This is a genomic window from Amycolatopsis sp. (assembly GCF_035546795.1).
Classification (GTDB): domain Bacteria; phylum Actinomycetota; class Actinomycetes; order Mycobacteriales; family Pseudonocardiaceae; genus Amycolatopsis_E.
On record NZ_DASZWC010000042.1, the window covers coordinates 36,099 to 56,055 of the forward strand.

At 69.7% G+C, this 19,957-nt stretch carries 19 protein-coding genes and 1 riboswitch; of the genes, 16 read left to right on the forward strand and 3 right to left on the reverse strand.

The annotated features are described in order from the left end of the window. Window positions 1-3 precede the first annotated feature (3 nt). Window positions 4-89: riboswitch (ZMP/ZTP riboswitch) on the forward strand. A gap of 17 nt (window positions 90-106) precedes the next feature. Then, entirely contained in the window at window positions 107-1,375 is a 1,269-nt protein-coding gene (glyA, locus tag VHD82_RS24010; RefSeq protein ID WP_325708101.1) for a serine hydroxymethyltransferase, read from the forward strand. Between the two features lie 52 nt (window positions 1,376-1,427). On the opposite strand, the gene VHD82_RS24015 is transcribed toward glyA, so the two are convergent. After that, a complete protein-coding gene (locus VHD82_RS24015) occupies window positions 1,428-1,943 on the reverse strand; it encodes an inorganic diphosphatase (protein WP_325708104.1) in 516 nt (171 codons plus the stop codon). A gap of 164 nt (window positions 1,944-2,107) precedes the next feature. Between VHD82_RS24015 and dacB the strand changes: the two genes are divergently transcribed. The 12 genes from dacB (at window position 2,108) to folK (ending at window position 14,629) form a co-directional block, all read left to right on the forward strand. Continuing rightward, window positions 2,108-4,051: a D-alanyl-D-alanine carboxypeptidase/D-alanyl-D-alanine endopeptidase gene (gene dacB, locus VHD82_RS24020; protein ID WP_325708108.1), complete on the forward strand. Its 1,944-nt coding sequence runs from the start codon at window positions 2,108-2,110 to the stop codon at window positions 4,049-4,051. Beyond that, the gene (locus VHD82_RS24025; RefSeq protein ID WP_414637571.1) at window positions 4,042-5,127 is read left to right on the forward strand and encodes a zinc-dependent metalloprotease; all 1,086 of its coding nucleotides are present in this window, start codon (window positions 4,042-4,044) and stop codon (window positions 5,125-5,127) included. Before dacB ends, VHD82_RS24025 begins: the two co-directional genes overlap by 10 nt. Beyond that, entirely contained in the window at window positions 5,124-6,074 is a 951-nt protein-coding gene (tilS, locus tag VHD82_RS24030) for a tRNA lysidine(34) synthetase TilS (RefSeq protein ID WP_325708114.1), read from the forward strand. The genes VHD82_RS24025 and tilS overlap by 4 nt, the downstream gene beginning before the upstream one ends. 38 nt (window positions 6,075-6,112) lie before the next feature. Then, window positions 6,113-6,667: a hypoxanthine phosphoribosyltransferase gene (hpt, locus tag VHD82_RS24035; RefSeq protein WP_325708269.1), complete on the forward strand. Its 555-nt coding sequence runs from the start codon at window positions 6,113-6,115 to the stop codon at window positions 6,665-6,667. A gap of 257 nt (window positions 6,668-6,924) precedes the next feature. Further along, complete coding sequence (locus VHD82_RS24040; RefSeq protein ID WP_325708117.1) at window positions 6,925-7,290, forward strand: hypothetical protein; 366 nt, start codon at window positions 6,925-6,927, stop codon at window positions 7,288-7,290. A gap of 24 nt (window positions 7,291-7,314) precedes the next feature. Then, on the forward strand, window positions 7,315-8,667 hold the full coding sequence (locus VHD82_RS24045) for a hypothetical protein (protein ID WP_325708120.1): 1,353 nt from the start codon (window positions 7,315-7,317) through the stop codon (window positions 8,665-8,667). Between the two features lie 82 nt (window positions 8,668-8,749). Further along, window positions 8,750-9,553, forward strand: coding sequence for an ESX secretion-associated protein EspG (locus tag VHD82_RS24050; protein WP_325708123.1), 804 nt, complete (start codon window positions 8,750-8,752; stop codon window positions 9,551-9,553). Next, the gene (locus tag VHD82_RS24055) at window positions 9,547-10,353 is read left to right on the forward strand and encodes an ESX secretion-associated protein EspG (protein ID WP_414637572.1); all 807 of its coding nucleotides are present in this window, start codon (window positions 9,547-9,549) and stop codon (window positions 10,351-10,353) included. Before VHD82_RS24050 ends, VHD82_RS24055 begins: the two co-directional genes overlap by 7 nt. A gap of 190 nt (window positions 10,354-10,543) precedes the next feature. Next, the gene (gene ftsH / locus VHD82_RS24060; RefSeq protein ID WP_325708128.1) at window positions 10,544-12,880 is read left to right on the forward strand and encodes an ATP-dependent zinc metalloprotease FtsH; all 2,337 of its coding nucleotides are present in this window, start codon (window positions 10,544-10,546) and stop codon (window positions 12,878-12,880) included. 63 nt (window positions 12,881-12,943) lie between these two features. Beyond that, window positions 12,944-13,744: a dihydropteroate synthase gene (folP, locus tag VHD82_RS24065; protein ID WP_325708131.1), complete on the forward strand. Its 801-nt coding sequence runs from the start codon at window positions 12,944-12,946 to the stop codon at window positions 13,742-13,744. Further along, window positions 13,737-14,096: a dihydroneopterin aldolase gene (folB, locus tag VHD82_RS24070; protein ID WP_325708135.1), complete on the forward strand. Its 360-nt coding sequence runs from the start codon at window positions 13,737-13,739 to the stop codon at window positions 14,094-14,096. Before folP ends, folB begins: the two co-directional genes overlap by 8 nt. Next, a complete protein-coding gene (gene folK, locus VHD82_RS24075; protein ID WP_325708138.1) occupies window positions 14,093-14,629 on the forward strand; it encodes a 2-amino-4-hydroxy-6-hydroxymethyldihydropteridine diphosphokinase in 537 nt (178 codons plus the stop codon). Before folB ends, folK begins: the two co-directional genes overlap by 4 nt. On the opposite strand, the gene VHD82_RS24080 is transcribed toward folK, so the two are convergent. Next, complete coding sequence (locus VHD82_RS24080; RefSeq protein WP_325708141.1) at window positions 14,593-14,925, reverse strand: antibiotic biosynthesis monooxygenase; 333 nt, start codon at window positions 14,923-14,925, stop codon at window positions 14,593-14,595. The two genes, folK and VHD82_RS24080, sit on opposite strands and share 37 nt — an antisense overlap. A 620-nt stretch (window positions 14,926-15,545) precedes the next feature. Continuing rightward, window positions 15,546-16,460, reverse strand: a complete 915-nt coding sequence (locus tag VHD82_RS24085; protein WP_325708144.1) for a MerR family transcriptional regulator — start codon at window positions 16,458-16,460, stop codon at window positions 15,546-15,548. 53 nt (window positions 16,461-16,513) lie between these two features. Between VHD82_RS24085 and VHD82_RS24090 the strand changes: the two genes are divergently transcribed. From VHD82_RS24090 to VHD82_RS24100, 3 genes are all read left to right on the forward strand, one after another. Further along, entirely contained in the window at window positions 16,514-16,975 is a 462-nt protein-coding gene (locus VHD82_RS24090; RefSeq protein WP_325708147.1) for a DUF3180 domain-containing protein, read from the forward strand. A 69-nt stretch (window positions 16,976-17,044) separates the two neighbouring features. Further along, a complete protein-coding gene (locus VHD82_RS24095) occupies window positions 17,045-18,673 on the forward strand; it encodes a DUF6779 domain-containing protein (protein ID WP_325708150.1) in 1,629 nt (542 codons plus the stop codon). 81 nt (window positions 18,674-18,754) lie between these two features. Beyond that, window positions 18,755-19,852, forward strand: a complete 1,098-nt coding sequence (locus tag VHD82_RS24100) for a PrsW family intramembrane metalloprotease (RefSeq protein ID WP_325708272.1) — start codon at window positions 18,755-18,757, stop codon at window positions 19,850-19,852. Window positions 19,853-19,957: the final 105 nt, after the last annotated feature.

A 19,957-nucleotide genomic window follows, 5' to 3' on the forward strand; every position in this document is an offset into this window, starting at 1 on the left:
TCGGGGCACATTTGCGACTGGCGCCGTAGAGGTGGAGCACCACCGGGAAGCGACCGACGAGGCCGGCACCGCGCGCCTGGGTGTGGCCAGTGTCAGGAGTAGGGACATGACTCACCAGCCAGCCATTCCGACCCTCACCGCTGCCGACCCGCAGGTCGCCGGGCTCGTCGAGGACGAAGCGCGTCGCCAGGCCGAGAAAATCCGCCTGATCGCTTCCGAGAACTACGTTTCCCAGGCCGTGCTCGAGGCCACCGGCACGGTGCTCACCAACAAGTACTCCGAGGGCTACGCCGGCAAGCGCTACTACGAGGGCCAGCAGATCATCGACCAGGTGGAGCAGCTCGCCATCGAGCGCGCCAAGTCGGTGTTCGGCGTGGACCACGCCAACGTGCAGCCGTACTCGGGTTCGCCGGCGAATCTCGCCGCGTACCTTGCCTTCCTACAGCCGGGCGACACCGTGCTCGGCATGGGCCTGCCCGCCGGCGGCCACCTGACGCACGGCGCCGGCGTGTCCGCCACCGGCAAGTGGTTCAACGCCGTGCACTACGGCGTGCGGAAGGAAACCGGGCGCATCGACTTCGACCAGGTGCGTGACCTGGCCAAGGAGCACCGGCCGAAGATGATCATCGCCGGTGGCACGGCCATCCCGCGCACCATCGACTTCCCGGCCTTCGCCGAGATCGCCCGCGAGGTGGACGCGGTGCTGATGGCCGACATCGCGCACATCGCGGGCCTGATCGCCGGTGGCGCGCACCCGTCGCCGGTCGGCCACGCACAGGTGATCACCACCACCACGCACAAGACCCTGCGCGGCCCGCGCGGCGCGATGATCCTCACCGACGCCGAGCACGCGAAGGCGATCGACAAGGCCGTTTTCCCCGGCCTGCAGGGTGGCCCGCACAACCACACCACGGCGGCCATCGCCGTCGCGCTCGGTGAAGCGAGTAAGCCCGAGTTCCGCGACTACGCGCACGCCATCGTGGCGAACGCGAAGGCGCTGGCCGACGCGCTGACCGCGCGCGGGTTCGACCTCGTGTCCGGCGGCACCGACAACCACCTGCTGCTGGTGGACCTGACCAGCAAGCAGATCGCGGGCAAGCCCGCGGCGAAGGCCCTCGACCGGGCAGGCATCGAGCTGAACTTCAACGCGGTGCCGTTCGACCCGCGCAAGCCGTTCGACCCGTCGGGCATCCGGCTGGGCACCGCGGCGATCACCACCCGCGGGCTCACCCCGGAGCACCAGCCGAAGATCGCCGAGTGGATCGACCGCACGGTCACCGCGGCTTCGGCGCAGGACGACGCGGCGCTGGACAAGATCGCCGGCGAGGTGCGTGACCTGCTCGTGGCGTACCCGATTCCGGGCTACCAGGCCTGAGTGACGACGAAGGCCCCCGGCACGAGCCGGGGGCCTTCTTGCGTTGCGGGAATCAGTGCTCGCCGGCGTCGGCGGCTTCCTTGGCGAGACGGTCGGTCTCCCGCTGGTAGGAGCGCTTGATCTCGGCCTCGGCCTCCATCCGGCCCACCCAGTTCGAGCCTTCGACGCTCTTCGCGGGCTCCAGGTCCTTGTACACCTGGAAGAAATGCTCGATCTCCAGCTTGTGGAACTCGTTCAGGTGGTGGATGTCGCGCAGGTGCTCCAGGCGCGGGTCGTCCGAAGGCACCGCGAGGACCTTGTCGTCCGGGCCCTTCTCGTCGGTCATCCGGAACATCCCGATGGCCCGGCAGCGGATCAGGCAGCCGGGGAACGTCGGCTCCTGCACGAGCACGAGGACGTCCAGCGGGTCGCCGTCCTGACCGAGGGTGTCGTCGATGAACCCGTAGTCGGCCGGATATTGAGTGGCCGTGAACAGGGTGCGGTCCAGCCGGATACGCCCCGTCTTGTGGTCCACTTCGTACTTGTTGCGCTCCCCCTTGGGGATCTCGATGGTGGCGTCGAACTCCACGGCCGTCCTCGCTGAACTCGTCTTTTAAAGCCGCGCTGGCGGCTTACGGTTTCGCTAACTTGTCTTCACTAGTGTGGACCACGCGCCGTTGGGAAGTCGCACTGATGTTGTCTTGGTGACAGTGAGTCTGGCCCCTCGGCCCCCGGAGTGATGAGGAGGGGTGCGTGCCGCCGCACGAAGATGAGCCGCTGTGGCCGTCCGACGATTCGGACACCACGGACGCCACTGCCGACGCGAAGAGCGAAGGTGAGAGCGGTGCGACAGCGCAGCTACCGGTCCCTCCGGCCGAGGCGAACGAGCAGCCGAAACAGGTCTCGCTCGCCAACCAGCAGACGCTCTGGGTGCCGCTCCCGTCGCCCCAGCAGAAGCCACAACGCGAGCAGCAGCCACAACAGCAGCCGAGGATCTCGGCCGACCAGACTGTGCAGGTCAGGCTGCCGCCGCAGCAGCCGAAGGCGCCGGACCTCTCGGCCGCCGAGCAGACGCAGATCGTCCCGCTCCGGCCGGTGGGCCCGCCTCCTCCGCAGCAGCAGCGCTCGTCGCAGCAGCAGGCGCCGTGGCAGAAGCAGCCTCCCCAGTACCCGATTCCGCCGGCCGGCGGTATGCCCGCGCAGCCGATGCGGATCGAGCCCTCCGGGGAGGTCCATCCGGTCGTGCAGCCGAGCGAGGAGCAACCCCCACCGCAGCCGCCGCAGCCCGAGCCCGAGGCCAAGCCCAAACGGAAACGCAAGGGCCTGATCTTCAGTGGCGTGACGGTGGTCGTGGTGATCGCCGTGGGCGTCGCGCTGGCGATGCCGTACGTGTCGAACCGGCTCGGCCTGCCGTGGGCGCCCAACCTGCCGAAGGGCGACTCGCCCGAACCGGCCGCGGTCACCCTCGCCTTGCAGCCGCCCAGTTCCTCCGCGCCCACGCCGAGCGGCGCCGGCGTCGCCGCGGCGTTGTCCGGCCCGGTGAGCAACCCGGCGCTCGGCACGGTCGCCGGCACGGTGGTCGACCCGGCCACCGGGACGACGCTGTGGAACCACAACTCGAACCAGCTGCTCACCCCTGCTTCGGCCACGAAACTGCTGATCTCGGCCGCGTCGCTGCTCAAGCTCGACCACGCGACGCAGCTGACCACGAAGGTCGTGCAGGGCTCTTCGCCGGACACCGCCATCGTCGTCGCGGGCGGCGACCCCACGCTGTCTTCTTTGCCCGCGGGCAAAGAATCGGTGTACCCGGGCGCAGCGCATCTCGACGATCTGGTGGCGCAGGTCAAGCAGGCCAGCGGTGGCGCCATCAAACAGGTGCAGATCGACCTGTCGATGTACACCGGCCCGACGTCGGCCCAGGGTTGGGCACCAGATGACGCGCCGTCCATCTCGGCCGCGCCGGTGGTACCGGCCATGCTCGACGGCGGCCGCCAGGACCCGACGGCCGACTACTCGATGCGCTCGGCCAATCCCGCGCTGAGCATGTTGCAGGAGTTCGCCCAGCGGCTTGGTGTCTCGGTGGCCCCGACCACCACGGCCACCGCGCCGCAGGGGGCGAAGGTGCTTGGCGAGGTCAAGTCGGCGCCGCTCACCGAGCTGATCAACAACCTGCTCAACATCTCCGACGACAACCTGGCGGAAGCGATCGCACGCCGCCTCGCGATCGGTGCGGGCGCGCCCGCGACATTCGCCGGTGGGGCACAGACCGCGCTGAACGTGTTGGCGCAGAACGGTTTCGACACCTCCGGTGCGGTACTCAACGACGGCAGCGGACTGTCCACTTTGAACAAGGTCTCGCCGGCGCTGCTCGCCCAGCTGCTGTCCGTGGCCGCCGCCCCGACGGGCAAGGACGCGCGCACCGAGAAGCTGCGGCCGCTGTTGGAGGGCCTTCCCGTGGCCGGTGGCAGCGGCACGCTCGCGGACCGCTTCGACGCCGCGGACGCCACGGCGGGCCGGGGCTGGATCCGCGCCAAGACCGGCACGTTGTCCGGTGTGAACACCCTCGCCGGCGTGGTGCTGGACAAGGACGGCCGGGTGCTGGTGTTCGCCGTGATGTCGAACGGATCGGACGCGACGGTCGCGCGGCCGGCGCTGGACGCGGTGGCGGCCACCTTGCGTGGCTGCGGATGCGGTTGACGCCGGGTAGCTTCGAAGAGGTGAGCACTGTGCGCGCGGAGAAAGCCCGTCCTGTCGTCGATTGGTCGCTCGCCGCGTCGACGGGCGCGTTTCTCGCGCGCGGCGGTCCCGTGGTGCCGAAGGAAGAGGCGCAGCTGGCGGTGACCGAGCTGCGCGAGCTCACTGTGGACGCCGAGGCGCACGTCCGTGAGCTCACCGGTCTCGGTGCCGGCTTGCCCTTGTTGCCGGGCACGGTCGTGGACCGGCCGGGCTGGGTGCGGTCGGCCGCCGCCGGGCTGGACGCGTTGACAGCAAAGGCTTTGCAGACATTGCCCGCGAACCCGCTCGGCCCGGTGCTGGCCGGTGGCGCCGGGGTGCAGACCGGGGTGGTGCTGTCGTTCCTGGCCTCCCGCGTGCTCGGGCAGTACGACCCGTTCGGCGGGGAGGACGGCAAACTGCTGCTCGTCGCGCCGAACGTGGTCACCGCGCAGCACGCCATGGGGGTGGACGGCCACGATTTCCGGCTGTGGGTCTGCCTGCACGAATGCACACACCGGCTGCAGTTCACCGCCGTCAGCTGGCTGCGCGACTACTTCGCCGACGAGGTGGAGCGGCTGGTCAGCGGGCTCACCGAGGACGAGGACGGGCTCACCGATCTGCTCGGCAGGCTGCCCGAGGCGTTCCGGGAGGCCAAGCGCAACAAGGCCGACGGGGTGCTCGCGCTCGGTCAGCTGCTGCGTTCCCCGCGCCAGCGCGAGGTGTTCGACAAGCTGCTGGCCCTGTCCACGTTGCTGGAAGGTCACGCCGACTACGTCATGGACGCCGTCGGTCCCGGCGTGGTCCCGTCGGTCGAGACGATCCGCGCCCGGTTCACCGCGCGCCGCAAGGGCGGCGGGCTGCTCGACAGGATCCTGCGCGGGTTGCTCGGGGTGGACGCGAAGATCCGCCAGTACGCCCACGGCGCCGCGTTCACCCGCCGGGTCGTCGACCGGGTCGGCATGACGGGGTTCAATGCCGTATGGACCTCGCCGAACACGTTGCCGAGCCGGGCCGAGATCGACGACCCGGACGCGTGGGTCCGCCGCGTTCACGGGTGAGCCTGGACCTGGTACGCCGGGCGGTCCGCGGGTTTCTCGCCGAGCGGCCCCGGCAGGATTTCGCGGTGGCTGTCTCCGGTGGCGCCGACTCGCTCGCGCTGGCCGAGGCTTCTGCTTACGTGGCAAGGAAAACGGGCGTCCGGGTACGGGCGCTCGTTGTCGACCACGGGCTGCAGGAGGGCTCGGCCGATGTTGCCGCGCAGGCCGCCGCGCAGGCGCGTGAGCTGGGAGTCGACGCGGCGGAGGTGCTGACCGTCGAGGTCACCGGTGCCGGCGGCATGGAGGCCGCCGCCCGCCGCGCGCGCTATGCGGCGCTGTCGAGTGCGGACGCCGGCCTGGTGCTGCTCGGCCACACCCGTGACGACCAGGCCGAGACGGTGCTGCTCGGTCTGGGGCGCGGTTCGGGGCCGAGGTCGATCGCCGGCATGAAGCCGTTCGACCCACCGTGGGGGCGCCCGCTGCTGGACGTGCCGCGCTCGGCGACGAGACAGGCGTGCGCGGAGCTGGGCGTGCGGCCGTGGGAAGACCCACACAACTCCGACCCGCGCTTCCGTCGTAGCCGGTTGCGCGCGGAAGTGCTGCCGCTACTGGAAGATGTCCTCTCCGGAGGGGTCGCGGCGGCGCTCGCCCGGACGGCCGCGCAGTTGCGCGAGGACGTCGAAACGCTCGACGAGCTGGCGGAAGGACTGCGCGGAACCGAGGACACCCTGGACGCCAAGGCACTGGCCGGGGTGCCCGCCGCCCTGCGCCGCCGGGTGCTCCGGCGGTGGTTGCTCGACGCCGGCGCGTGTGATCTCACTGACGCGCATCTGCGTTCGGTGGACGATCTCGTCGGGAAATGGCGCGGTCAGGGCGGTGTCTGGCTCCCGGGCAGCTTGGTGGTGGAGCGGACACATGGCAGGCTGGCCATGGATCGCCGCGAGCGGCGCGAAGTCCGTGGCGAATGAGTGTGTCCGAGGGCGAGCAGCCAAAAGGGGAAATGACCGTGTACGAAGGCGAGATCGCCTCCGTGCTCGTTACCGAGCAGCAGATCCAAGACAAGATCACCGAACTCGCCAAGCAGATCGCGGCGGACTACGAAAAGGAAGGGGTCACGGGCGACCTGCTCCTGGTCGGCGTGCTCAAGGGCGCGGTCATGTTCATGACCGATTTCGCCCGCGCGCTGCCGATGCCGGCGCAGCTGGAGTTCATGGCCGTGTCGTCGTACGGCTCGGCGACCTCCTCGTCGGGCGTGGTGCGCATCCTCAAGGACCTCGACCGGGACATCGCGGGCAAGCACGTGCTGATCGTCGAGGACATCGTGGACTCGGGGCTCACGCTTTCCTGGCTGCTGAAGAACCTGGCGAGCCGCAACCCGGCCTCGCTGGAAGTCTGTTCGCTGCTGCGCAAGCCGGACGCGGTGAAGGTGGACGTGCCGGTCCGTTATGTCGGTTTCGACATCCCGAACGAGTTCGTCGTCGGTTACGGGCTCGATTATGCGGAGCGTTATCGCGATCTCCCCTACATAGGGACGCTCGACCCCAAGGTCTACGGCGCCTGAGTAACTCCGCTGTTAGTTACCGATCCGACTACAGCCACGGCGGAAATGGGTCGCTACGAGCAGATCGGCTGCCGGCGCGTCTCCGCCTACTTCCGGTCGGATCGGTAACGGCGCGTGAATGCCGGGGAGCCGTTGCGGAAATTGCGGAACCCGGTGTCGCGAGAACGCGTCATAGAGCAGGTCCGAGTGCGTTAACCTAGCGAACACGGGTAGCCGGGCTGCCACGCGCGGCATCGACTTGGGGTAGGAGAGTACCGATGGGGAACAGCTACGCGGATGCCGCGGCGTTCAAGAACGCGGCGGTGAACGGTCAGCTTGGTGTGGACCCGGACGCCGCGCAGAACGTGCTCAAGAAGATCCGTGCCGGCAAGGATTCGGTGGAGAACCTGCTGAACAACGCGGGTGCGCTGGCCGAGGCGCCGAAGCTCGGCGCCAACCCGGTCGGCGACGCCATCGCGGCCAAGTTCTCCCAGCGCGCGGACGGCGGGGGCGACTCCTACGCGCAGGCGCTGCAGAACCTCTATGGCCAGTACCAGCAGGCCGAGGACGCGATCGTCGCGGCCATGAGCCACTACCACCAGATCGAGCAGGACGCCTCGGACGCATTGTCCGGCCGGGCCTGAGCTACCAGGGGGGCATGAGCACACATGGGTAACCAGAGCGATTCGACTCCGGCCGGGACCCCGTCGACAGTGCAGCTGGGCGACAACGGCGAGAGCGCGGCCATCGTGCAGCAGGCGCGCAACTCCGCCGGCGGGTTCGACTACGGCGCCGACCGCGCCATCGCCAGCCCGCCCAACTGGGCTTCGCAGGAGAGCACCCAGCTCTACCAGGGCGCCACGGTGAACAACGACCCGGCGACCGCGGAGGCCACCGGCCAGCTGTGGCAGGGCCACGGCGACGAGCTGCACCAGGCGGCCAACGACCTGTACAACGCGATCAGCGAGCTCGGCAACGCCTGGGTCGGCAAGGGCGCTGCGTCGGCGCAGGGCGCGCTGGTCGGTATCGCGGGCTCGAGCCAGCAAGCCGGGGACGCGGCGCACACCATGGCGAACCGGATGGCACAGCAGGCCGCGGCCGCCGCCGAGGTCAAGAAGATGCCCGCGCCCAAGGAGTTCGACCCGGCCAAGCAGACCGCGGCGATGCTCGCCGGTGGCCCGGCCGCGATGGTCGCGGACATGAAGCAGCAGTCCGACGAGGCCAAGTCGGTGCACGCCCAGCAGGTCCAGTACTTCAACGCGTACACCCAGGCGATGTCCGATGTGGACGATGCCACCCCGAGCTTCGGCCCCGATTCGCTCGGCCTGCCCGCCGACGGGAACATCGGCGCCACCAAGGCTTCCTCCGTCGGCGCTTCCGGCGCCTCCATCACGGGCGCCTTCGGCGGCGGTTCGCTGATCCCGGGCGGGGCGCAGAACGCCACGGGCGGCGACCTCGCGGGCAGCCGCTCCGCGTTCGGTCACATCGGCGAAGCCGGCCAGGTCGGCGCGCCGGGGGCGCCGGGCGCTCCCGCCGGGCCACCCGTGCCGGGCGCCGGCGCCGGCTCCGGTGCCGCCGCGCACACGGGCGCTGCCACGCCGGCGGCGTCGTCCTCGGGCGGCGCTTCGGCCGCGGCGCTCGGCGTCGGCGCCGGCTTGCTCGGTGGCGGCCTCGGCACGGCCGGGATCAAGGCGGCGCTGGGCCGCGGCAACAAGTCGGGTGCCAAGAAAGACGCCGACGGCACCGCGGCGGCCAGCACCGAAGGGGCTGACCAGCAGGGCCACGGCGCGGCGCAGAACCAGAGCATGATGTCGGCGAGCGGCACGATCGGCGGCCAGAACAGCCCGGCCGCCACGCCCGGTATGGGCGGCATGGGCGCAGGTGGGGCGCAGGGCGAGGAGGACAAGGAGCACACGCGTGCTTCCTTCCTCATCGAGGCCGACCCGGACGAGGCGTTCGGCGCCAACGTGTCCACCGCGCCGCCGGTCATCGGGGCCTGGTCGGACGAGGACGAGGACTAGCACGGATCAGCACGGAGCCGGGGGCGTTCGCTCCCGGCTTTCGTCCGGCACCGCTGTGGCGGCCCGGGGTTAGGGGACCGTAGTGACACGAGCGGAGCTGCTCACTCCGCTGGAGCTGGACTTCCTGTGGGAGTCGTTCGGGCAGGGCGAGCTGCCTTATCCCCTGGAGGTCCGGTCCCACGGGGCCACCCTCGACGAACGCGCCCACCTGCGTGGACAGACCATGACCCAACTGGTCCGGCGTGGCGTTGCCGACGGCCGCGGCCGTCCGGAGCCGCATGTCGAGAACTTCTTCGAGATCCTCAGCGGTTCCGAGGTGAGCCTCGACTCGGTGCACATCGGCGGGCCGAACACGCATCCGCTGCTGGCGGTGGCCGCGTCGCTCGGCGGACAGGCCGTGCTCACGGTGCGGGACGAGCGTGGTTTCCACTTCCGTCCCGCCCCCGCCGACGGCCTGGCCAGCGCGATCATCTCGCTGCTGCCGCCTGCCCCGCGTGGCACCGAGAAATCCATCACGGTCCCGCTGGAGCAGCTGCTGACCGGCACGGGCGCCGATTTCCTGCAGCGTCGCGTGCCCGGCGCCGAGGGCAGGGTCAGCGCGGACGCCGACCGCAAGGCACTCGCCCGGCTGCAGGCCCAGCCCCGGCTGCGCGGCGGCCAGATCGGCGCCAACGCCCGCACCCGCACCGGTGACAAGGCCCGCACGCCGGTGCTGAGCTGGTTCGACACCGAAAGCGGCCGCTACTTCACCCAGGCCAGTCGCGGGCACGACGGGCGTGACTGGATCACCATCGCCCCCGCGGACGTGGCCTCGCTGCGCTCGCGCCTCAATGAGATGCTCTCCGGTGCCGCCAGAACGAACATGGCACCGGGAGGAGCATGGTGACGCGGCCTGAATTCTTCACGCCGTTGACCTTCGATTTCCTGTGGGAGTCGATGGAGCTGGGCGAACTGCCGTATCCGCTGCGGGTGCGCTCACACGGCGCGACCGTGGACGAGCGGGCCGCGCTGCGGCAGCGAGCCCACAACGAGCTGAAGGCCCGCGGTCTGCGTGATCACTTCGGCAGGCTGGAACCGTGGATCGAGGACGCGTTCACGGTGCTGGCCCGGCCCACGCTGAGCATCGACGCGCTGCACATCCCGGAGTTCCAGCGGCCGCCGGTCGGTATTCTCGCCGCGTCCGACGGGCAGACCGGGGTGCTGGCGATCCAGGACGCGGACGGCGTCTGGATTCGCCCGACGTTCGCCGAAGGTCTCGTCTCCGCGGTGGTGGAACTGCTGCCGCCGGGCAGCCGCGGCACCGAGCCTTCCGTCACGTTGCCGGTGGAAGAGGCGCTGCGGATCCCGCCTTCGCGGGTTTCGGTGCCCGCCGGCGGGCCCGACGCCCCGGTGAAGTCGAGGCGCCGGACCTCGCTCAGTGATCAGGCGGCCGACCAACGCGATACTTATGCCCGGATTTCCGGCCAGCCGCGGCTGCGCGGAGGTCAGCTTGCAGCGAACACGCGAAGCGAGCTGAACGGCCGCCGCCGCTCGCCGGTGCTGGCCTGGTTCGACACCTCCACCGGCCGCTACCTGAGTCTTTCCCGTGCCGGCACCGATGGCCGCGAATGGGTGACGGTGTCCGGGGCCGACGCCAAGACCCTGCGCAGCAGGCTCGGGGAGATGGTCACCGGCCTCGGCGGCTGACCGTCGGGAACACCGGACCTTGATCGGCCGTTGACCAGCCGGAGACTCGTGCAGGTGCCCACGTCGGCCGGACTGTACCCTGGTTGGACGGGTGTCCCTAGCACACCGTCAGTCGTAGTTACACCGTGACGGCGGATGTCAACATCTACCGCCTAACCAGGGAGGGTCAAGGCCAGCACGGCCGAGGCATATGGACCGGAAGCGCCTGCTCAGGAACCCACTTCTGTGGATCGTCGCGGTTGTGCTGCTCTTCTTGGCGTACAACACCATCTTCGACAGCGATCGCGGCTACACCCAGGTTCCGACTTCACAGGCGATCGCGCAGATCACCGCGAACAACGTGAAGGAAGCGAACCTCGAGGACAAGGAGCAGCAGCTCAAGCTGTCGCTCAACAACAAGATCGACGTCGACGGTCAGCAGGTCGACCAGATCATCACGCCGTATCCGGCCGACGCCACGGGCCAGATCTACGACAAGCTCATCAACGCGCCGAACGTCAAGTTCTCGACGTCGGTGACACAGCAGTCCTGGCTCCAGTCGGTGCTGGTCTACCTGATCCCGCTGGGCATCCTGCTCCTGCTGCTGATGTGGATGATGAACAACGCGCAGGGCGGCGGGAACCGCGTTCTCAACTTCGGCAAGTCCAAGGCCAAACAGCTGAACAAGGACATGCCCAAGACCACGTTCGGTGACGTGGCGGGCGCCGACGAAGCGGTCGAAGAGCTCTACGAGATCAAGGACTTCCTGCAGAACCCGGCGCGATACCAGGCGCTGGGCGCGAAGATCCCGAAGGGCGTGCTGCTCTACGGCCCGCCGGGTACCGGTAAGACGCTGCTCGCGCGTGCCGTCGCCGGTGAGGCCGGGGTGCCGTTCTACACGATCTCCGGTTCGGACTTCGTCGAGATGTTCGTCGGGGTCGGTGCCTCCCGGGTGCGTGACCTGTTCGAGCAGGCCAAGCAGAACTCGCCCTGCATCATCTTCGTCGACGAGATCGACGCGGTCGGCCGCCAGCGTGGCGCCGGCCTCGGCGGCGGGCACGACGAGCGCGAGCAGACGCTGAACCAGCTGCTGGTCGAGATGGACGGGTTCGACGCGCGCGGCGGGATCATCCTGATCGCCGCCACCAACCGGCCCGACATCCTGGACCCGGCGCTGCTGCGTCCCGGCCGGTTCGACCGGCAGATCCCGGTGTCCGCGCCGGACCTGATGGGCCGCCGCGCGATCCTGGAAGTGCACTCCAAGGGCAAGCCGTTCGCGCAGAACGTCGACCTGCAGGCGCTGGCCAAGCGCACCGTGGGCATGTCGGGTGCGGACCTGGCCAACGTGATCAACGAGGCCGCGCTGCTCACCGCCCGCGAGAACGGGCACGTGATCACCGACGCGGCGCTCGAGGAGTCGGTGGACCGCGTGATCGGCGGCCCGGCCCGCAAGAGCCGGATCATCTCCGAGAAGGAGAAGAAGATCACCGCCTACCACGAGGGCGGGCACGCGCTGGCCGCGTGGGCGATGCCGGACCTGGAGCCGGTGTACAAGCTCACGATCCTGCCGCGCGGGCGCACCGGTGGGCACGCGCTGGTCGTCCCGGAGGACGACAAGCAGCTGATGACCCGCTCGGAGATGATCGCGAGGCTGGTGTTCGCCCTCGGTGGGCGTACCGCCGAGGAGCTGGTCTTCCACGAGCCGACCACCGGCGCTTCGTCCGACATCGAGCAGGCCACCAAGATCGCGAAGGCGATGGTCACCGAGTACGGCATGAGCGCCCGCCTCGGTGCTGTGAAGTACGGCCAGGAGCAGGGCGACCCGTTCCTCGGCCGCTCCGCGGGCCGTCAGGCGGACTACTCGCTCGAGGTCGCGCACGAGATCGACGAGGAGGTGCGCAAGCTCATCGAGACGGCGCACACCGAGGCGTACGAGGTGCTCAACACCTACCGCGACGTGCTCGATGATCTGGTGCGGGAGCTGCTGGAGAAGGAAACCCTGCAGCGCAAGGACCTGGAGCGGATCTTCGCCACGGTGGAGAAGCGGCCGCACATCACCGTCTTCAACGAGTTCGGTGAGCGCATCCCGTCCGACAAGCCGCCCATCAAGACCCCGGGCGAGCTGGCGATGGAGCGCGGCGAGCCGTGGCCTCCGCCGCAGCAGGAGAAGCCGGTCCGGCGTCCGGAACCCACCCCCGTGGGCAGCGCGCCCGGTGGCGGCGATCTGCCCGGCGGTCCGCCGTACGGTCAGCCGGATCCCCCGTCGAACCCGTACGCCCCGCCGCCTTCGGGTGGTTACCCGCCCAACGGTGGTGGCCGTCCGTATGGTCCGAACGGCACGGGTCAGTGGCCTTCGGGTGGGCAGCAGTCCGGTCCGCCGCACTACGGGGCGCCGCCGGGGTGGACCCCGGCGACCCAGCCAGGGAACCAGCAGCCGTGGCGTCCTTCGGACGACTGGCGCCACGCCCCCGGCGAGGAGCAGAACCCGCGTCGGCAGTACCCGCCGCAGGATCCGGAGAACGACCAGGACGGCCAAAATCGACAGTGAGCTGACCGCGCGGGCGGGCCGACGATGAGCGTCGGCCTGCCCACTCCGGGTCGCTGTGCGGTGATGGGTGTTCTGAACGTCACCCCGGATTCCTTTTCCGACGGTGGGCGTTATCTCGATCTGGATTCCGCGCTGGCGCACGCGCACGAGATGTGGGCGCGCGGCGCGGATGTGATCGATGTGGGCGGTGAATCCACCCGCCCTGGTGCCTCCCGAGTGGACGCGCAGACGGAGATCGAGCGTGTGATTCCGGTGGTGCGGACGCTCGCGGCCGATGGCCTGTGTCTCTCGGTGGACACCACGCGCGCAGCGGTGGCCGAGGCCGCTCTCGACGCGGGCGTGCGGATCATCAACGATGTTTCCGGCGGTCTCGCCGATCCGGACATGGCGAAGGTCGCCGCGAGCACACAGGCGCCGTGGGTGCTGATGCACTGGCGTGGGCACAGCAAGGACATGAACGCGCTTGCCAGCTATGAAAATGTGGTGGCCGAGGTGCGCGCGGAGCTGACCCAGCGGGTGGACGCCGCGCTCGCGGCCGGCGTGGCCGAGGCAAGCCTTGTCATCGACCCGGGCCTCGGTTTCGCGAAGCGCGCGGAGCATGACTGGGCTTTGCTGCACGGGCTGGGCGAGTTCGTGGCGATGGGTTTCCCAGTGCTGGTCGGGGCTTCGCGAAAGCGCTTTCTCGGCCGCCTGCTGGCGAACGAGAACGGCGACCCGCGGCCGCCGTCAGGCCGCGAGGACGCGACAGCGGCCATCTCGGCGCTGGCCGCGGCGAACGGAGCTTGGGGAGTGCGGGTGCATTCGGTCGGTGCGTCGCTCGACGCGGTGGCTGTCGCCGCGGCTTGGCAGCGTGGCAATGGCTGACCGGATCACCTTGAGCGGACTGCGGGTGTTCGGGCGGCACGGGGTGTTCGAGCACGAGAAGCGGGACGGGCAGGAGTTCGTCGTCGACATCACGGCGTGGCTCGACCTCACCGCCGCAGCCGAGACCGACGACCTCAAACAGACGCTGCATTACGGGGAACTAGCCGAACTCGCGGCGGGGATCGTCGGCGGCGAGCCTTACGACCTGATCGAGAGCGTCGCCGGGAAGATCGCCGACGAGGTCATGCGGGACGAGCGGTTGAGCGCCGTCGAGGTGACCGTGCACAAACCGTCCGCCCCGATCCCGCTCACCTTCGACGACGTCGCCGTAACGGTCCGGCGGGACCGATGAGCCGGGCGGTCCTTTCGCTGGGGTCGAACCTCGGTGATCGGTTGGCACATCTGCAATCCGTGCTCGACGGCCTCGGGCTCGCCGTGCTGGCGGTGTCCACTGTGTACGAAACCGAGCCGTGGGGCGTGACCGACCAACCGGACTTCCTCAATGCGGTGTGCATTGTGGACGATCCCGCGCGGGACCACTGGGCGTGGTTGCGTGCCGGGCAGGAGCTGGAGCAGGCCGCGGGCCGGGTGCGAGAACTACGCTGGGGCCCGCGGACGCTCGACGTCGACGTGGTCACCGTGGACGGGGTGCTTTCGAACGATCCGGAGTTGTTGCTGCCGCACCCCGGCACCCCGGAGCGGGCGAGCGTGCTCGTGCCGTGGCTGGAGATCGAGCCGGAGGCGGTGCTGCCCGGGCACGGTCCGGTGCGGACCCTGTTGATGGCCCGGCCTGCTTCGGACCGCGACTCGGTGCACCCGCGCCCGGATTTGCGACTTTTCCGGCGCGGTCAGCACGCGTCAGTGGTGGGCCGGCGGAAGCCGTAGGCGCGCTCGACCTTCGCCACCCGCACGTCGAACTCCTCGTACCACTGCCGCCGGCCCGACTCGCGGGCCTCGGTGTGTTCGGCGTGCTGCTTCCACGCCGCGATCGATTCGGGGTCGCGCCAGTAGGAAATCGTGATGCCACAGCCGTTTGCGTCGTGCACCGAGTCGACGCCGAGATAGCCCGGCTGCTCGGCCGCCAGCGCATCGATCCGCTCCGCCGTCGCGGCGTAGCCGTTGTCGCCGGGGGTGTGTCTCGACGTGAAGATTACCGCGTAGTACGGTGGCCCGTTTTCCATGCTCGTTGTATACAACGTGCATATCGTTGGGGCAAGCGGATTTAGGCGGGTTAGCCACCCGACGCAACCACCCACTCCACCGGCGCCCGAGCTACGAGCCCCTGGTCATCCTGGGGCAGCCCCTCCGGCGAGGAGTTCTCTTGATCTCTGTACTCGTGCCTTTCCCTTGCGCTGCAACGATTGCACTGCGACAGGAACGGACGCGCGCGGAGCGCGCTAAGGCACCCCACGACCGCCCCGATCCGCGCGGTGTTCAACGGTGCGTCGGCCGCTGAGGGCGCTGGGGATCGGTTCGGTGGCGGGGTGTGGGCGGCGTGGAGGCGTGGGTGGCGTCGCCGGGCGGGAGTTGGGCGGGCGCGTGGGCCGGGGCAAACCCCTCTGCATACGCCGCGAACGGATGGTCACCCTACCCGAGGATCCGCACGTCGCCGGGCACGTTCAAGCCGCGTTCGCGTACCAACACGGTGGATTCACCATGGTCACCGGCGTCTGCTTTCTCGTGCAGGCCGTGATGTCCAAAGAGGACTTTCTCTCCTCCGGCCGGCGGATCCCAAGTTCATCGCGGCCCGAACGGAGCCCGAACACCTGCGGGCGCCCGCAGCTGTCCGGAGCCCGGTCGGTCAGGCGCGCAGCGCCGCGACGATGTATGCCATCGCCGCGGAGCGGCTGGGAATCGGCGGCCAGCCGTTCATGATCGCCAGCAGCTGCCAGTAACGCTCGGCCCGTGCGTCGTTGTGCCGCTCGATCCGGTCGGCCAGTTCCTGCCGGGTCAGGCCGACACCGCTGCGTTCCACCTCACTCGCCAGCTTCTGTGCCGGTTTCGAATCTGGTGCGCTTCCCTTGTCGAGCAACGCCTGCGCTCGGTCCGTCCAGCCGGACAACGTTTCCTGCTGGACCGGCAGGGGCTGCGGGTTCACCCCCGCGGCCCGGACCGCGGCATGGCGTTCGCTCATGCTCCGGATCGCCCGCCGGTAGGCGGGATCCTGGATCAGTTCGGCGAACTCGACCCAGGCCTCCACCTGTTCCGGGCTCGGATCGTCGGGCAACACCGGTTTCGCCGAGCGCAGCCTGTCGTAGAACGCCGAGTCCACGTCGAGGCCCTCGGTCATCTCCGCCCAGAACTCGTCGAGCAGCCTGGCGCGTTCGTCGTCAGACATCGAGGCCAGTTTGTTCATCAGCTTCACTTCCTCCAGTTCGGATTCGCGCTTCACGACCGCGCGCAGCACTGCCCGGCGAAGCCGGAGCCGGCGGATCTGCTCGTCGAGCGCGTCCACGTGCCGGGCCGCCAGGCGGGGCACGGTGGTCTCGCTGGCCAGCACCTGCGCGATCTCACCGAGACCGAGGCCGAGTTCGCGCAGGGTGCGGATCAGTTCGAGCCGGGCCAGCGACGTGGTGTCGTAGAGCCGGTAGCCCGACTGCGTGCGGTCGGTGGGCGGGAGCAGCCCCTCATCGGAGTAGAACCGGATCGTCTTCACGCTCAGCCCGGTCCGGCGTGCCAGCTCGCCGATGGTGAACTTCCTGCTCACGTCCTTCATGTTGCGGTCTCCAGCGACTGGAGGGTCAAGTCGTTACGGGTACCGTAGGCCCCATGCATTTCACGCGGCCCCGTGAACTGGTGACCGCTGGGCTGATCGGGCTGGTGCTGGCGTATCTCGCCTTCGAATTCGCCTACGGCTCGCTGCCGGAACTGCCGCGGCTCGCCGGGGTGACCCTGCTCGTGATCGCGGTGATCGAACTCGTGCTGGCGCTGTCCATCCGGAGCCGGATCAAGGCCGGCCGGCTCGTCGGCGCGATCGCAGTCGCCCGGGCGGTGGCGCTCGCGAAAGCGTCCTCTTTGCTGGGAGCCTTGTTCTTCGGCGCGTGGCTGGGCGCTCTAGTGGCTCTGCTGCCACGTGTCAACGAGGTATCGGCGGCCGCCGGAGACTCACGCAGCGCGATCATCGGCTTGATCAGTGCCGCGCTACTTGTACCGGCGGCTTTGTGGCTGGAACACTGCTGCCGCACGCCAGAGCGGCGTGATCAGGATCGCGATAATCACTCGACCGGTTAACGCGGGGAAGCTACCGCTCGAAGTACCGACTAGGTCTCAAACGAATAACTAGAGGGTACGGTGTTCGGCATGACTGGCGTGGGTGACGACTCGCGCGGCCGCCTATTGGGCAGGCCGTGGTTCGTCGTCGGCTTGGCCCTCGCCCTGGCCGCGACCCTGGCACTCGTGCTGGCCGACGACATCCGCTACCTACGGTTGGGCATCGTCGCCGCGCTGTGGGCCGCACTCGTCGGAGCGTTCCTCGCGGTCAAGTACCGCAAGAGCGCTGCCAGCACGGAAGAAGCCGTCGCGCAGGCGCAAGAGGTCTACGAACTGGAACTGGAACGGGAGATCGCGGCCCGGCGCGAGTACGAGCTGGAAATCGAGGCCGAAACCCGTTCCAGGGTGCAGGCCGATTCCCGGAACGAACTCGACGCCCTGCGCGCCGAAGTGAGCGCGCTGCGGGACAACCTGCAGTCGCTCTTCGGTGGCGAAGTGCTTCTGGAGCGCGTCGCGCTCACTGCGCAGGCAACGCGGATGCGTGCGCTTCGCGAGGAACAGCGCGTCGTGGAACCCGCCTCGGGCAACGGCAATCGCACCCCGGCGCAGCTGACAGCGGCTCCCACGCCGCCGAAGGAGCGGCCGACGCAGTTCATGGACCGCGTCCGGGAAAAACAGCCGGCGCGGGCCGGTGGGCGTCCGGCCGCGCCGGAGCCACGCCGTCCAGAGCGTTCCCTGGACCTCCCGCCGCGGCGCCCGCCGAACAACGATCAGCCACTGCCGAACCGCACTTCGGCCGCGTCGAGCATTTCGAAGGCCGCCGCCGAAGCCCGCGCGGAGCAGACCCGCGTGCAGGCGCCCGCGACGCCGCCGCGTGAGCAGCGGCGTGACACTCGCGCCGAGTCGACCCGCCCCGCGTTCAGTCCGTCTGAGCGGGCGCGCCGGGCGAAGGCGGAGAAGCCGGAGCCTGAGCCCGTCGAAGAGCCGACGAAGATGTCCAAGCCGGTGGACGCCGACTGGACGCCTTCGTGGGAAGGCCGCTTCAACCGTGATCGCGGGGAGAACGGCAACACCGCGCCCAAGACCCCCGAGCCGGCGCCGGCCCGCCACCCCGAGCCCGTGGTGGCCAGGGCGGAACCGGTTAAGCCGCCGGAAGAAGAACTGCCGTCGCCGAGCAATCCGACGTTGCCCGTCGAGGTGCGTCGCGCCGCGCAGGAAGCCCGGGGCGGTGGCCGTCGCCGTCGCTCCGAGGACGAGTCGCCCGCCGAGACCTCGGGCGGCGGCCGCAGGCGACGCGCGGAAGGCGAACCGCCGTCATGGGGCACGTCGAACGGCGGCCAGCACTCCGGCAGCCACGCCAAACCGGATATGTCCGAAGTCCGCCGCGGCGAGTCCTCGGGCTACCAAGCGCCCATCGAGCCGCCGCGTCGCACCGGCGAATCGTCGGGCTACCGTAACGCGCCGCCGCGTCGGTCCGGTGAGTCGTCCGGCTACCGGGCAGCGCCGCAGGCCGGGCGCCGGTCCGGCGAGTCGTCGGGCTATCGGGCCGTGCCAGAGTCGAACGGCCGCCGCGTGGCGGAGTCCTCGGGCTACCGACCCGCGCTCGAGGAGGGCACGCCGACGGGTTCGCACGCGTCCGGTCGTTCGGTGAGCGATCTACTCAAGGCGCACGGCACCACGGACGCGATCCCGCGAAGGCGCCGCCGCGCCGAAGACTGAGGCGCCCGCCACAGCACTCTCCGGAGTGCGTGGAGCGTCACCGTAGAGTGCCGGGCTGTGACGGCTCCCCGCAGGATCACCGTGCTCTTGCCCGTGCTCGGCCTCATCGTGGTCGCGGTATGCGGGCTGACCCTGCTCGCGCTCGCCACCGTGCGCGTCGGCCTGCTGGCGGTCGCGATCGGGATGGCCGCCGCGCTGATCCCGGTCGCCGTGGTGGTGGCGGCGTTCCTGTGGATCGACCGCTGGGAGCCGGAGCCGGCGAAACTGCTGTTGCTCGCGTTCGCCTACGGCGCGTGTATCGCGACGATCACCGCCCTGCTGATCAACAACACCGCCGAGACAGTCGGGGATTTGTTGCTGGGCAACGGAAAGGGCAGCCGGGTCAGTGCGCTGGTCTCGGCCCCGCTGGTCGAGGAGGCGGCCAAGGGCGCGTTCGTGCTGGCGATCCTGTTGCGCCGCAGCGAAGAGTTCGACGGGATCATCGACGGCATCGTCTACGCCGGGTTCACCGCGGCCGGCTTCGCCTTCACCGAGAACATCTATTACTTCGGCCGGGCCTTCGCCGACTACGGGTTCGGCGACGGCACCAGCGCCGGAGTGGTCGCCGCGTTCGTGCTCAGGGGCGTGCTCTCCCCGTTCACGCATCCGCTGTTCGCGACGCTCACCGGAATCGGGCTCGGCGTGGCGGCGGGGTCGGCCTCGAAGGCCACCAGGATTCTGGCTCCGCTGGCCGGCTACGTCTGCGCGGTCTTCCTGCACGCGTTGTGGAACGGCGCCGCCACGCTCGGTGGCGCCAAGACGTTCCTCAACGTGTACTTCCTGATCTTCGTGCCGATGTTCATCGCGGTCTTCCTGCTGGTGCTGCTGCAACGACGGCGCGAACAGCGGATCATCGTCGCGGCGCTGCCGAACATGGTGCAGGCGCGGTGGATCGCGGCCTCGGAGGTCGAGCTGCTGTCCAGCCTGACCGGCAGGCGGCAGTGGCGCAGACAGGCCCGGCGGCAGTCCGGACGGCGGGCTGCGAAGGCGGTGGCGGCGTATCAGGCGAGTGTCACCCAGCTGGCGTTCTTGAAACGCGCGAAGCCGACCGGGCAGAGCCCGCGCCGTGAGCAGGAACTGCTGACCAGCCTGCGGAATTCCCGCGCCGAAGCCGTCCGGCTGGCGGGGGAAAACGCGTAGCCGGGATGCCCCAGGACGGGTGAAGCTTGTCACCAACGCCGGTCGGCCCGTCCGGCTTCGAGCTACTCTCGCGCCGTCGTCCGGTACCCGCGCCTGGAAGAGCGG